The organism is Paenibacillus sp. FSL P2-0089 (assembly GCF_038595095.1).
In the GTDB taxonomy this organism is placed as follows: domain Bacteria; phylum Bacillota; class Bacilli; order Paenibacillales; family Paenibacillaceae; genus Paenibacillus_AQ; species Paenibacillus_AQ silagei.
The window spans coordinates 306,560-320,855 of record NZ_CP152006.1; the positions used below are offsets into that span (position 1 = coordinate 306,560).

Sequence of the window (14,296 nt, forward strand, 5' to 3'; positions counted from 1 at the left end):
ACCCCTGAATTGCCAAAAGTGGGCGGGTCGAACGAAATGAGGAGCAAAAATACCCCTGAATTGGCCAAAAGCGGGCGGTTGAGCGAAATGAGGAGCACAAATACCCCTGAATCAACCAAAAGTGGGCGGATCGAACGAAATGAGGAGCACAAGTACCCTGAATTTCCCAAAAAGTTAGTGGTTGAGCGAAATGAGGAGCAGTTGGCGGCTGGCACGAATAAAGGGCCACTAAGCACCGCCCCATCCCCTGCGCCCTACCAACTCTACCCACGCCCTGCCCCCCCCTGCCAACTCCCGCTCCACCCCAATCCCCACCCCACCCCAACCCCCGCACCCATCCGCCCCGGATGTAATTTGCTATAAGCCAGGAACGCGAGACCAAGGAGGTAAAGGATGAAGACGATTACCATATATGATATCGCCAAGGAGGCCCAGGTGTCCGTAGCCACAGTCTCCCGTGTCCTCAACAATACAGCTCCGGTCAAGGAGAGCACCCGGGAGATCATCATGGCTGTGATTGAGAAGCATCAGTTTCAGCCGAACGCGCTTGCCCGCAGTCTGCTCAAGAAGGAGACCGGCACCATCGCCATGATTCTGCCTGACATCACCAACCCCTTTTTCCCGGAGGTCTTCTGGGGAGCCGAGAATGTAGCCAGAGAGAAGCATTATACCTTCTTCCTCTGCGATACGGCGGGGGAGCATAGCCGCGAGTCGGAGTACCTTAGCATCCTTCGGGAGAAAAGAGTGGACGGGATTATTTTCCTGGGCGGCAGAATTAACCTGAATCAGTGTCCGCCAGCGTTGTCCCAGGAGGTCGTGGAGCTGTCGAAGCATGTGCCGATCGTGCTGGTCAACGGCAATCTGCCCCGGAGCGGCCTGCACCGCATTTACACCGATGAAGAGGAAGGGGCGGCGCTGGCTACCCAGCATCTGCTGGACCTGGGGCACCGGAGAATCGGGTTCCTCGGGGGGATGGAGGAGACTTCCACAACTCAGGTGAAGCTGAAGTCCGTGAGGATGAAGCTGAAGGAGCGGGGGCTTACGCTGCGCAAGGATTGGGTCATGTTCCATGACTTCTCGATCGAGGGCGGGCGGACGCTGATGGACCGGATGCTGGAGCAGGAGGACCGGCCGACAGCGGTGCTGTGTGTGAATGATTTTACAGCCATTGGCGCGTTGAAATCAGCCACCCAGCATGGGCTGAAGATACCGGAAGATCTGTCGATCGTCGGGTTCGACGATTCTCCCTTGTCCAGAGCGGTTATTCCGGAGCTGACCACGGTGTCGCAGAACACCAACCAGCTGGGGGAGCTGTCTGTAGAGATGCTTCATGAGCTGATTAGCGGCGGAAATCCCAGGAAACGTACGGTGCTCCAGCCAAAGCTGGTGGTACGTGACAGCACGGGACGCCCGAAGAATCCTGCAGAATAGCTCTCAGAATAGCCCAGCAATATTACCCGCCGGAAGCTGTTTACCAGACAGGTCTGCCGCGCAAGCATTCAAACATGTTCATCCAGGGCCGGTCAAGAACTTTCCAGGCGTATGTGGAGTGCGTCAGCACGAGGGGGCCTGTATTCTGGAAAGTTTTTGGATTGAAGCATGAAATTTGTGTAAAGTAGGATTGACCAGGGGATAACCAGAAGTTATAATGAAATGGATTTCATGAAACCCATTTCATTATTTTTTAGAGTTTGAGTAAGCGGTTACTCTGGCTGTACATATGGGACATGGGGATTTTTCGAATTTACTGATAATTTGAAAAGTATAAGAATTCGCAGCCATAACCCACCAGTCATCCTGATATTTCCCACGAGAGAGGTGCCGCCTCAGAGAGACGGCAGGGGCCGTACAACAATCCTGATCCTCCCTCTGAAGCAGTATCGCTCTTAATGGGACGGCAGGGGCCGTACAACAATCCTGATCCTTCCCTCTGAAGAAGTATCGCTCTTAATGGGACGGCAGGGGCCGTACAACAATCCTAATCCTTTCCTCTGGAGCAGCACCGCCCTTAAAGGGACGATTCGGTCATGCAATGCTCCTTATCTTTTCTCGCTTATACGGCACCGCCCTTAGGGGGCGGCAATAACCGTATCCAAGTTCATTTATTTCCAAGTTTTCTTTTCATCATCTCAAGGGTAGTCTTAAGGGCTTATATGCTGGCATACGCCACTATATAAATATGACATCGGGAAGGGAGCGGGGGACGGACGCAGACATGCTTGAATCAGTTTAATCTTGGATCAGTTCAATCTTGAATCAGTTCAATCTTGAATCAGTTCAATCTTGGATTAGCTTAACATCACTGAAATTAGGGGAGCGTGGCGAACAGTGAAACAGTTGAAGAAGAAAAGCTCGGCGTGGTTCATGCTGCTGACAGCCGTAGTTACACTTGTAACCGGTTGCAGCGGAGGGAATAACGCGTCTGCACCGGCAACAACACCGGCGGCGGAGGCGACTCAGGCTCCGGCAGCCAGTGAAACGCCAGCAGCGGCAACGGAAGCGCCGAAGGAGCCGGCTGCTAATCTGAACGGGCGGGAGATCCGCATCTCCCACTGGTGGGATGCCACTCCTGTCGGGGATTCAGAGGCAGATGAGCTTGCCCGCGAGCGGATCAAAGCAGTGGAAGAGAAATACAACGTCAAGATTAAATACCTGAATACAGAGTATTGGTCCACCGCCGAGAAGCTGTCCTCTTCCGTTATGGCAAGCGATCCGTTTGCCGAGATTGTCCGGCTGCCTGACGGCTTCATCTGGGGCCTGATGCATGGCGGTTTCCTGACACCGCTGGATGATTATCTGAAGGATTCACTCATCAATCAGAGTGTGATTGATTCCATGCGCTTCGGCGGCGACAAGGTCTATGGCCTGGAGAGCTGGTATAGCCCGAACGACAGCGGCGTGTTCTACAACAAGCGTATTTTCAAGGAAGCGGGCCTGAAGGACCCGCAGCAGCTAATGGATGAGGATAACTGGAACTGGAATACGATGCTTGATGCGGCGAAGAAGCTGACGATTGACAAGAACGGGGACGGGAAGATGGACCAGTACGGTCTGGCCGGAGCCCATTATGTGATCTCGGAGCTGCTGATCGCCAGCAACGGCGGCAAAATCTACGATGAAGCTACTCAGAAGGTGGTCTTTGATTCACCGGCATCCATGGAAGCGCTTAACTTCCTTCATAAGCTGTACACGCAGGATAAGGTATTCAAGCCTAACGAGGGCAATGACTGGGAAGACCCGGCTAAGTATTTTGGAGAAGGCACCGTGGCTATGTATCCGGGCGGTCTCTGGGAAATCGAGGGGCGTATTCTTGGCAAGATGAAGGATGAATGGGGATATGTCTATATTCCAAAAGGCCCGCAGGCCGATAAGTACTACGATCCGCTGGGCCAGACAGCAGCCTATGCCATTCCCAAAGGGGTTAAGGATGCGGATACAATCGTAAAAATCTGGGAGGATCTGCAGCCGTTCGACAGCTGGCAGGAGAACCGCAGATTGTCGATGGAGAATATTTTGCCGGATGAAGCCTCTATCGCCAATGCGATGAATGATGAAGGTAAGGTGGAGCGGGTCTTCGGCGGACGTTACGGCGGTCTTGGCGTCAAGGATCAGCTGGATAAGGTGACTGAGAAATTCCTGAAGGGCGAGATTACACCGTCCACCGGGGTGGCCCAAGTCATTGGAACGGCGCAGGCCGCAGCCAAGAAAGTACTGAGCGGTGAGCAGGATAAAGAGAAGAAATAGGTAGCTAGACAGCTCATAACAAGGGTAATACCTGCTTGTCTTGCGCAATACCTGCTGTGTTTGTCTGCAAAATAGGCAGCCGCCCTTATAGGGCGGCGTAGCCGTGTGCGCTTGAAATATAAGGATTTATATGTTTCACACAATTATTTATCCTTCTATTCTGCACCACCTGTATCACTCTTAATATGCAAGTCTGCTAGAGGAGGGAACCCGAGTGAGAATATCATTATCCCGGCGGATGATGAACCGGACACTTGTAACCGTCATGCTGATCTCCATGATGGCGCTGCCAGCGGCAAGCGCAGAGCTGCCTGCTGCCCAGGCGCAAGGTGTAACGGGGAACGGGCAGGAGGTGCGGCAGCTGCCTGAGGGCAGCTATGAGCATTATCTGCAGCAATACGAGGGCGAGGAGCAGCCCCGCGAAGAAATTATGCTGAAGGGAGCCGATTATACAGGGGCCGAGGGGATGAGCCCGGAGGTGCTGACGGAGCTTGGCGGGGAGACGGGAAGATACGTCAGAACGGAGGAGAGCGGTTCGGTGGAGTGGCAGCTGGATGTGCCGAAGTCCGGGCTGTACCACATCTCTGTCCGGTATTATCCGGTGAAGGGCAAAAGCTCGGCGATTGAACGTGAGCTGCTGATCGACGGCAAGCTGCCGTTCACCAGCGCCCGCAATCTGTCCTTCGGGCGGATCTGGGTCAATGAGAACCCGGAGATCCAGCAGGATAACCGGGACAATGATCTCCGGCCGCGCCAGATTGAGGCCCCGGCCTGGCAGGAGACCCTGCTTAGAGATACAGAAGGTTACTATGAGGAGCCATACCAATTCTATCTGTCGGCCGGACGGCACACCTTGACGATGGTGTCCAGCAGAGAGCCGATGGTCATCGACTATATTAAGCTGCACAGCTACGCTGCACCCGCTGCCTACGCAGAGGTGAAGCAGAGCTACGAAGCTAAGGGGTACAAGGCCACCAGCGGCCACGCGGTGAAGGTGCAGGGGGAAGCGGCGGTCTACAAATCCTCCCCGACCTTGTATCCGATCACAGACCGCTCAAGCCCTTCAACAGAGCCGTACGATGTCTCCAAGATCAGAATGAACACGATTGGCGGCAACAACTGGCGGGTACCGGGCCAATGGATTGCCTGGGAAGTGGAAGCGCCGGAGGACGGTCTGTACAACATCACCATCAAAGGCCGGCAGGAGCTGTTAAGAGGGATTTATTCCACACGTTCTATGCGGATTGACGGAGAGATTCCGTTCCGGGAAATGCTGCAGATTCCGTTCTACTATGATTCGGATTGGCAGATGAATCGGCTGGGGAACGATGAGGAGCCCTATTTATTCTATTTAAGCAAAGGAAAACACGAATTGCAGCTGGAGGTCAGCCTCGGGGCCATTGCACCGCTCTTGCGCCAGGTGGAGGCCAGTGTGCTGGACATTAATGCGATGTACCGGAAAATCCTGATGATTACAGGCAATGTGCCTGATCCGTACCGCGATTACAAGCTGGAGGAGCAAATCCCGGATATGACGGCGGTCTTCCGTGAGCAGAGCAAGATTCTATATGGCGTATCGGAAGAGCTGGTCCGGCTTACAGGGGAAAAGAGTGATAAAACCGCAACCTTGAATAAAACTGCCTATCAGCTGGCGGACATGGCCGACAAGCCGGAAACGGTGCAGAAGCGGCTGTCGCAGTTCAAAATCAATGTCGGCAGCGTCGGCTCCTGGATTCTGGAGGTACGGGAGCAGCCGCTGGAGATTGATTACCTGCTGCTCTCTTCGCCGGATGTGAAGCTGCCGAAGGCGAATGCTTCCGGGTTCAGGAAGCTTGTGCATGAGGTGTCGTCCTTCACCCATTCGTTCTTCGAGGATTACAACACGATTGGCAATACCACGGAGAACGGCGAGACCATTGATGTATGGATTGGAACCGGCCGCGACCAGGCGCAGGTGCTGAAGGCAATGATCGATGATACATTTACCCCGCTCACCGGCATCGGTGTCAATCTGAAGCTGGTGAGTCCGAATGTGCTGCTGCGCGCCTCGCTGGCCGGGGAAGGGCCGGATGTGGCGATGCAGGTCGGCAATGATATGCCGGTGAACTTCGGGATGCGCCAAGCGGCAGAGGATCTGTCGAAGTATCCCGGCTATGAGGAAGTGGTGAAGCAGTTCAGAGACAGCGCGCTCGTGCCGTACCGGTTCGAGAATCAGGTCTTTGCCCTGCCAGAGCAGCAGATCTTCAACATGCTGTTCTACCGGAAGGATATTCTGCAGGAGCTGAATCTTGAGCCGCCGCAGACCTGGGATGAGGTATATGCAATGATTCCGGTGCTGCAGAAGCACCGGATGGATATGGCGCTGCCGCTCGCGCAGACGACAGGCGTGCCGGTGCTGGAGGTCAACCGCGCCTATGCTATGCTGCTCTATCAGATGGGCGGATCATTTTATCTGAATAACGGAGCCAAGAGCGGACTTGATACAGAGACCGGGCTGGCTGCCTTCAAGAACTGGACCAATTTCTATACCAGCTACAAGCTGCCGCTGATCTTCGACTTCCCGATGCGGTTCCGCACCGGAGAGATGCCGGTCGGCATTCAGGATTATACCTTCTATAACTATCTGAGCGTATCTGCTCCGGAGATTAAGGGGCTATGGGAATTCATTCCGGTTCCGGGGACGAAGCAGCCGGACGGCAGTATCCGCAGGGACGTTGCCAGCGGGGGCACTGCCGCCCTGATGCTGAGGCAGGCTAAGAATAAGGATGCCGCCTGGGAATTCATGAAGTGGTGGGTCGACAAGGATTCGCAGGTCCGCTTCGGCCGGGAGATGGAGGGCCTCATGGGCGCGGCTGCGCGGTATCCGACCGCCAACGTTGAAGCGCTTAAGGAGCTGCCATGGCCGACTAGCGATTACCGCCATCTGGAGGAGCAGTGGCAATGGGTGCAGGGTGTGCCTGAGGTGCCTGGCGGTTACTTCACAGGACGCCATCTGGACAATGCCCTGCGCGAGGTCATCAACAATGGAACGAACACCGCCGATGCCCTGTACGATTATGTGCAGGAGATCGACTATGAGATTGATCAGAAGAGAGCAGAGTTCGATTTGAAACGAAGGGAATAGGGAGGGACTCTTGTGCAGAAAGTGAAAAATACGGCCGAACCCTTGATTCAGCCCCGGCTGTCCCCTTCCGGGCTGCGTAATTACTGGGCATTGTTCGGCAAGGATGTGCGGCGGGATAAGCACCTGTACGTCCTGCTGGCTCCATATATGGTGCTGTTTCTGTTGTTTACCGTACTGCCGGTGGCGATTTCGATCATCTTCAGCTTCACGCACTTCAATATGCTGGAGATGCCGCGCTGGATCGGCTGGGAGAATTATTCCAAGCTGCTCTGGAACGATGATGTGTTCCTGATCGGGGTCAAGAATACACTGATTTTCTCGGTCGTTACCGGACCGGTCAGCTATATCGCCTGTTTTCTGTTTGCCTGGCTGATCAATGAGCTGAATCCCAAGCTGCGGGCGTTTATGACCCTGATCTTTTTTGCGCCGTCGATCTCGGGGAATGTATTCTTCATCTGGCAGATCATCTTCTCCAGTGACTCCTACGGGATCATCAACGGACTTCTCATGCAGCTTGGCGTAATTTATGAGCCGATCCAATGGCTGCAGGACCCCAAGTATATGCTGGGGATCATCATGCTGGTACAGCTCTGGCTAAGCCTCGGGACCAGCTTCCTGGCCTTCATCGCCGGACTGCAGACCGTTGACAAGACGCTGTATGAAGCAGGGGCTGTGGACGGTGTCAAAAACCGCTGGCAGGAGCTGTGGTTCATTACGCTCCCTTCCATGCGCCCGCAGCTGATGTTCGGCGCGGTTATTCAGATCACTGCGTCGCTGGCAGTTGCTGATGTAGCTATGGCGCTGGCAGGCTTCCCGAGTGTGCAGTACGGGGCGCATACGATTGTAACCCATCTGGTGGACTACGGTACGATCCGCTTCGAGATGGGCTATGCCTCGGCGATTGCCACCGTGCTGTTCGTGATGATGCTGGGTAGCAATCTGATTGTTCAAAAGCTGCTGAAGAGGGTGGGTGAATAAGCGGGATGAAGCTGGCGATACGTCTGAACAAAAAAGTAAACCGTTCCTGGCAGGTCGACGCCCTGCTGTTCCTGGCCCTGGCCGGATTCGGATCATTCATGGCGGTTCCGTTAATTTATGTCATTAACAATGCGTTCAAGCCGCTGGATGAGCTGTTTATTTTCCCGCCTACGCTGTTTGTACGCAATGCCACGCTTGAGAACTTCGCCAATCTGTTTCAGGTGATGAAGAATTCCTGGGTGCCGTTCTCCAGATATATATTCAACACGGTATTCATTACCGCTGCCGGTACAGCCGGGCATATTCTGCTGGCCTCGGCGGCGGCTTACCCGCTGGCGAAGCATAAATTCCGCGGCTCCAAGGTGCTGTTCACCGTGGTTGTCCTGTCGCTGATGTTCTCGCCGCATGTCACCGCGATACCGAACTATATGATTATGTCCGCTCTGGGCTGGATGGACTCCTACCAGGCGGTTATCGTTCCTGCCTTTGCCTATCCGCTGGGACTCTATCTCATGAAGCAGTTCATGGAGCAGATCCCGGATGCGCTGCTGGAGGCGGCGAAGATAGACGGGGCAAGTGAATACCGCATCTTCTGGCAGGTCGTCATGCCGCTGGTGAAGCCGGCCTGGCTGACGCTGCTCATTCTGATGATGCAGATGCTATGGGGCACGGACGGGGGCAGCTTCATCTACAGCGAGCAGCTCAAGACGCTGCATTACGCGATGGGCCAGATTATTCAGGGCGGGATCGCCCGTGCAGGAGTCGGAGCCGCGGTGGCGGTGATTATGATGACCGTGCCGATTGTGACGTTCATTCTGTCACAGAGCAATGTGATTCAGACGATGGCTTCGTCCGGCATGAAGGACTGAAGCGATGGAGGCGTTAGGGTTGAGAATAAAGTCATCGATACTGGTGCTTGTATCCGTGCTGCTGCTTGTGAGCCTGTGTCCTAGGCCGGCCGGGGCTGCACCGTATGAAGGATATACCTACTCCTACTGGGGAGACGCTGTTCAGTCGCCGATTGCTTATCTTCCTTCGAGGGCCATCAGCGGGCTGGAGGCAGGGACGGGAGCCTGGACCGCTCCGGGAGACCTGTTTGTCTCAGCGGAAGGGCTGCTCTATGTGCTCGATTCCGGGAACGGGAGGATTGTGGTGCTGGATAAGGAGTGGAACACACTCCGTGTCATCGAAGGCTTCCGGAACGGGGAGAAGAAGGACAGCTTCAATAACCCGGAAGGTCTCTTCGTTACGGACGCCGGCCGGATCTACGTGGCGGATACGGAGAACAGACGGCTGGTCGAGCTGGACGGCACAGGGACCTTCGTGCGGGAGATCGGGGCGCCGAAGGCGGATGTGATCGGAGCGGGTTTTGAGTATTTTCCGCGGAAAGTGATTGTTGATAAGGCAGGCCGCATCTATGTGGTCGGCAGAGGGGTCTATGAAGGGCTGATCGAGTTCGACAGCGACGGGCAGTTCACAGGCTTCATGGGCACGAACAAGGTGCAGTTTGATCCTGTGGATCTGTTCTGGAAGTCGGTATCGACCAAGGAGCAGCGCGAGAAGATGGTGCAGTTCATTCCGCTGGAATTCAATAATGCCGATGTCGATGAGGATGGCTTCATCTATACCACTACGGTGGATAAGAAGACCTTCTCTCCGGTAAAAAGACTGAATCCCTCCGGCATCGATGTCCTGCGGGTTGGCGGGGAGATTCCACCGATCGGAGATCTGAGTAAGGACCGCTCCGCCTTCATTGACATTGATGTGACCGGAAACGGGGTCTACCGGGCACTGGACGCCACGCGCGGGCGGATCTTCACCTACAATGAGGACGGCAAGCTGCTATATGTAATCGGCCAATTGGGCAGCCAGCTCGGCACATTCAAGAACCCGGCGGCGGTGGAGAGCTATGAGAATGCGATTTATGTGCTGGACCGTGATCTGGGGAGAATTACCGAGTTCACGGTGACCCGGTTCGGCAGCATGGTGAATGAAGCCAACACCCTGTACAGCTCCGGCAAGCATGATGAAGCCGCGAAGCTGTGGCGGGAGGTGCTGAAGCTGGATGCCAACTATGAGATGGCGTATGTCGGCATCGGCAAATCTCTGCTCCGCCAAGGCGAATACAAGGAGGCTATGACCTATCTGAAGCTGGGCAATGACCGCGAATATTACTCCAAGGCACTGGGGAAATACCGCAGGGAGTATATGCGCGATCACTTCAGCATCTATATGACGGGAATGATAGCCGTGCTGCTGGGCGGCTACGTGATTGCCCGCCTGGTGAAGCGGCCGAGAAAGGGAGGGAGGGTCCAGGATGCTATTTCTTAAGGACATTAAATATTCACTGCATGTAGCAGTACACCCCTTTGACGGATTCTGGGATCTGAAATACGAGAATAAGGGCAAGCTGCGCATGGCACTGGGCATTCTTCTCGCCCTTACCCTGACCATGATTGTGAAGCGCCAGTATGTGGGCTATGTGGTCAATTATAATCACCCGCTAGCACTGAACAGCATCAATGAGCTCAAGTATATTATTTTCCCGTTCCTGCTCTGGTGCCTGGCGAACTGGTCGCTGACGACGCTGATGGACGGGGAGGGGAAGTTCGCGGAGATCGTCATTACGACAGGCTATGCCCTGCTTCCGCTGATTCTGATCAACATCCCCAATATCCTGCTCAGCAACGTGATTACACTGCGGGAGGCTTCCTTCTATCATTTGCTGGATGCTCTGGCCACGCTGTGGTTCGTGTGGCTCTTGTTCATCGGGACCATGACGGTTCATCAGTACACGGTGCTCAAAACGATTACAACCATGCTGCTGACGCTGGCCGTGGTGGGCATCATCATCTTCCTGGGCCTGCTGTTCTTCAATCTGATCCAGCAAATTGTCAGTTTTGTCTACACCGTCTACCAGGAGCTTTCACTTCGCGGATAAGAAAGGAGGAGCCAGGCTTTGAAGAAGAAGCTAACCATCATTGCAATTGTGCTTATGCTCAGCGGCGCAGCCGTCCTGCCGTACGCGGACTTGGCCGAATCCGCACCTGAAGCTGAATCGGCGGTACAGTCTGAAGCAGCGAAACCATCCGAAGCAGCGATACAATCCTCAGCGCAGAGCGTGCAGGACACCCCGACCGCGAAAGCGCCGGACCTATCCGCAGACATGAAGGAGGCACTGGACAACGAATATCTGACCCTGTATCTGAATCAGATGACCACGGAGATCGCCGTTAAGGATAAGAAGAGCGGAGCGCTCTGGTATTCTAACCCGCAGGACCGCGAACAGGATGCTGTCGCCACCGGATATAACAAATCCAAGCTGAATGTGCAGGTGGAGCTGACCTATTATGACAGCAAGGGCAATCTGATGAACTACGACAACTACACCCACAGTGTGCAGAGCAGCCAGTTCACCATCGAGGAATCGGGCGACAGCCTGAATATCGTGTATACGCTGGGGGAGGTCAAGAGCAATATCGACGGCATCCCCAAATACATCAGTGAAGAACGCTTCCGTACCCTGATCATCGGGCGCCTTGAGAAGGACAGTGACAAGAAGGAGATTGAGAAACGGTTCAGGTACGATGAGCCGAACAAGCGGTATGAAAGAAGGGATACCTCCTTCAAGGGAGTGGGGCTGAAGAAGGTGACCTCCCTGTTCGGGCAGATCGGCTATGATGAGGCGCAAATCGCCATCGATAAGGCGGCCTACGGTGAAGAGGAGGACGGAGCCGCTCTGGTGACGCTTCCCCTGGAATACCGGTTGGACGGGAAGCTGCTGCGGGTAAGCATCCCGGGCGATAAGGTCCGTTATCCGGATAATATGCATATTCAGAGTTTGTCGCTGCTTCCGTTTTTTGGGGCGAGCGGGACGAAGGATGAAGGCTACAGCCTGGTGCCTGACGGCTCCGGGTCGCTGATACACTTCAATAATAACAAGCTCTATGCTACCCCTTACCGTACCGCGATGTACGGGCCGGATGCTGCGCTGACCCAGCTGGGGCAAGTGCAGAAGGAGGAGACCGCACGGCTGCCTGTATTCGGCATGAAGGTTCAGGACCGCGGCTTCCTGGCGGTGATCGAGAGCGGAGATGCGGTTGCAGCCGTGGAGGCAGACGTCAGCGGGCGGCTGAATCAGTATAACTATGTCTTCTCCAGCTATACGCTGGGCAGTCTGGAGGAAGTGACGCTGACCAACGGCTGGCGCTCCAGTACGGTGAAGCAATTTCAGGCAGGTATTTTCCCCGGAGATATCACTGTAGCGTACAGCTTCCTTGATCAGGAAGAAGCCAGCTATTCAGGCATGGCCGCGCAATACCGGGAGTACTTAATCGAACATACCGGGATGGCAAGGCTGGAAGGGGCAGAGGACGTTCCCTTCTACCTGGAATTGATCGGTGGCATTCCGAAGAAGAAATTCTTCCTGGGCATCCCTTACAGCGCTTATGAGCCGCTTACTTCCTTCAAGGAGGCCGAGGTCATTCTGGAGCAGATGCAGGAGAAGGGGATCGGGGACATTCAACTGCGGTATACCGGATGGTTCAATGGCGGCATCAACCATAATTACCCGAAGGGCGTATCGGTGGACAGCAAGCTTGGCGGGGCAAAAGGGCTTCAGGAGCTGCAGTCTTACGCACAGGATAAGGGAATTACACTGTATCCCGATGCTTCGTTCCTGCAGACCTTCCCGGAAGCCAAGGGCTTACGCAAATCACAGGCCTCCCGGCTGATTACGGGCAAGCTGGCGCATACGTATCCCTTCGACTTCTCCATGCTGAAGCTGGATGTGAAGCAGCCCTCCGGTTATGTCGTCAGTCCCCGGGTACTGCCGGGTGTGGTAGACGGCTTCCTCGGGGATTATGCAGCGCTTGGAGTGGACGGCTTGTCCCTGCGGGATCTCGGCAGCGGGTTAAATTCCGATTTCAATGCGGAGGATCTGGTGGACCGCCAGCGGGCCGAGGGAATCGTCAAGGAGCAGCTGGAGCGCATAAGCAGCTCGGTGCCCCGCTTGATGGTGGAAGGCGGCAATGCGTACGCGGCGCCCTTCGCCCGTCATATAGTGGCTGCGCCCATGCAGAGCAGCGGGTTCAATATTACGGATGAGAGCATCCCCTTCTTCCAGATGGTGTACCACGGCTATCTGCAATATGCCGGAACCGCCTGGAATATGGCTGACGATCAGGATGCATCACTCAGCCTGCTGAAGGCGCTGGAGACCGGGAGCGCACCTTATTATACCTGGTTCTATGCAGATCCTTCCGCGATTAAAATGACGGGATTCGACCGGCTCTACTCGGCGGATTACCGCAGCTGGATTGACCAGGCAGCCGGGCAGTATCAGGCCTTGAGCCGTGTACTGAAGAGTGTCCAGTCCCAGACGATCAAGGAGCATAAGAAGCTTGCGGCCGGTGTCTATCAGACGACCTATGAAGCGGGTACCGCAATTATAGTGAATTATAACCGTGCACCGGTGACTGTGGGCGGAGTAACCATAGACGGACGGAATTACCGGGTAGGAGGTGAGCAGCCATAATGAAGCTTAAGAAGCTGTCCCTGGAGCAAAAAAACAGATATTACGGCCTGTACTTTATTCTTCCCTGGTTCGCGGGCTTCTGCTTCCTGTTCATGACGCCGCTGCTGTCTTCCCTGCGGTTCAGCCTCAGTAACCTGCAGGTCAATGATGAGGGCTTCACGCTGAAGTATATCGGACTCGCGAACTTCCGGGAGGCGCTGTTCTCCCACGAATCCTATGTCCGGACATTAACGGAATCCGTGATGAATATCGTGCTGAACACCCCGCTTATTCTGATTTTCAGTCTGTTTTTCGCCGTGCTGCTCAATCAGAAGTTCCATGGCAGGGTGCTGGCCCGGGCCATCTTCTTCCTGCCGGTCATTCTGGCCTCGGGTATTATTGCCAGCATTGAGAACGGGGATCTGATGCAGTCCGTTGTGCGCAGCGCCAGTGATTCCACGGGCGGAGGCCTGTCGGTGATCAAGAATCTGGAGCTGACCACGCTGCTGATCGAATCCGGTCTGAGCCCCACCGTGGTGCAGTATCTGACTGGAGCGGTGAGCCGGATCTATGAGATTGTCAGCCAATCGGGCGTGCAGATTCTGATCTTTTTGGCGGGGCTGCAATCGATCTCCCCTTCCCTGTATGAGGCGGCGAAGATTGAAGGCTCCACAGGCTACGAGGCCTTCTGGAAAATTACGTTTCCGATGATCGGCCCGCTGATCCTGACGAATCTGGTCTATACCATCATCGACAGCTTCATCAGCGACCAGACCAGCCGCATGGTGGTGGATACAGCGTTTAAGAGCTTCAATTTTGGGCTGAGCGCAGCCATGTCCTGGATGTATTTTGCTATCATCGCGCTGCTGTTGTGGATCACAACGGCGCTGATCTCACGTAAAGTCTTTTATCAAGACTAGCGGCTTGGAAGGAGG

At 54.9% G+C, this 14,296-nt stretch carries 9 protein-coding genes; all 9 read left to right on the plus strand.

What is annotated here, in order from left to right; genetic code table 11:
* Window positions 1-393: 393 nt before the first annotated feature.
* Complete coding sequence (locus NST69_RS01320) at window positions 394-1,431, plus strand: LacI family DNA-binding transcriptional regulator (RefSeq protein WP_342548263.1); 1,038 nt, start codon at window positions 394-396, stop codon at window positions 1,429-1,431.
* An 897-nt stretch (window positions 1,432-2,328) separates the two neighbouring features.
* The gene (locus NST69_RS01325; protein WP_342548264.1) at window positions 2,329-3,744 is read left to right on the plus strand and encodes an extracellular solute-binding protein; all 1,416 of its coding nucleotides are present in this window, start codon (window positions 2,329-2,331) and stop codon (window positions 3,742-3,744) included.
* Window positions 3,745-3,958: 214 nt separating this feature from the next.
* Window positions 3,959-6,868, plus strand: coding sequence for an extracellular solute-binding protein (locus NST69_RS01330; RefSeq protein WP_342548265.1), 2,910 nt, complete (start codon window positions 3,959-3,961; stop codon window positions 6,866-6,868).
* Between the two features lie 57 nt (window positions 6,869-6,925).
* Window positions 6,926-7,846 carry a sugar ABC transporter permease gene (locus tag NST69_RS01335; protein ID WP_235191816.1) on the plus strand — a complete coding sequence of 307 codons (921 nt, stop codon included), beginning with the start codon at window positions 6,926-6,928 and terminating at the stop codon, window positions 7,844-7,846.
* A gap of 5 nt (window positions 7,847-7,851) precedes the next feature.
* Complete coding sequence (locus NST69_RS01340) at window positions 7,852-8,715, plus strand: carbohydrate ABC transporter permease (protein WP_209877862.1); 864 nt, start codon at window positions 7,852-7,854, stop codon at window positions 8,713-8,715.
* Window positions 8,716-8,734: 19 nt separating this feature from the next.
* Window positions 8,735-10,177, plus strand: coding sequence for a tetratricopeptide repeat protein (locus NST69_RS01345; RefSeq protein ID WP_340956331.1), 1,443 nt, complete (start codon window positions 8,735-8,737; stop codon window positions 10,175-10,177).
* Window positions 10,164-10,787, plus strand: coding sequence for a Yip1 family protein (locus tag NST69_RS01350; protein ID WP_342548266.1), 624 nt, complete (start codon window positions 10,164-10,166; stop codon window positions 10,785-10,787). The genes NST69_RS01345 and NST69_RS01350 overlap by 14 nt, the downstream gene beginning before the upstream one ends.
* Before the next feature lie 18 nt (window positions 10,788-10,805).
* Entirely contained in the window at window positions 10,806-13,382 is a 2,577-nt protein-coding gene (locus NST69_RS01355) for a DUF5696 domain-containing protein (protein WP_342548267.1), read from the plus strand.
* Window positions 13,382-14,281, plus strand: a complete 900-nt coding sequence (locus NST69_RS01360; RefSeq protein WP_342548268.1) for a sugar ABC transporter permease — start codon at window positions 13,382-13,384, stop codon at window positions 14,279-14,281. The genes NST69_RS01355 and NST69_RS01360 overlap by 1 nt, the downstream gene beginning before the upstream one ends.
* Window positions 14,282-14,296: the final 15 nt, after the last annotated feature.